1 pseudogene is annotated in these 255 nt (G+C 33.3%); it reads left to right on the top strand.

The features are described from left to right. Positions 1 to 14: 14 nt before the first annotated feature. Positions 15 to 255, top strand: a pseudogene (locus O0550_RS24300) (hypothetical protein); the annotation flags it as partial.

A 255-nucleotide genomic window follows, 5' to 3' on the forward strand; every position in this document is an offset into this window, starting at 1 on the left:
GGGGAAGTGCAAGCATGAATGGTGTCAGTTTTTATAGTGACAGCCATGTTTCAAAAGCTACACTATCCCCAAATGGGACTATAGAAATAGAATGTAAAAAGAGAAATGAGCGAAGAGTCCAATTTCTTCGTTTTTTTGAAAAAATCCCTTTTATTAGAGGGGTAGTTATTATAGGTCAGATGATATTAGTAAAAAAGAAATTGCGTATATTCTATAGTCTGTTTGCCAGTCTGTTTGTTAGTATGTTTATTGTAA

Origin of the sequence: Brevibacillus halotolerans (assembly GCF_026891775.1) — a bacterium.
In the GTDB taxonomy this organism is placed as follows: Bacteria; Bacillota; Bacilli; order Brevibacillales; family Brevibacillaceae; genus Brevibacillus_B; species Brevibacillus_B halotolerans.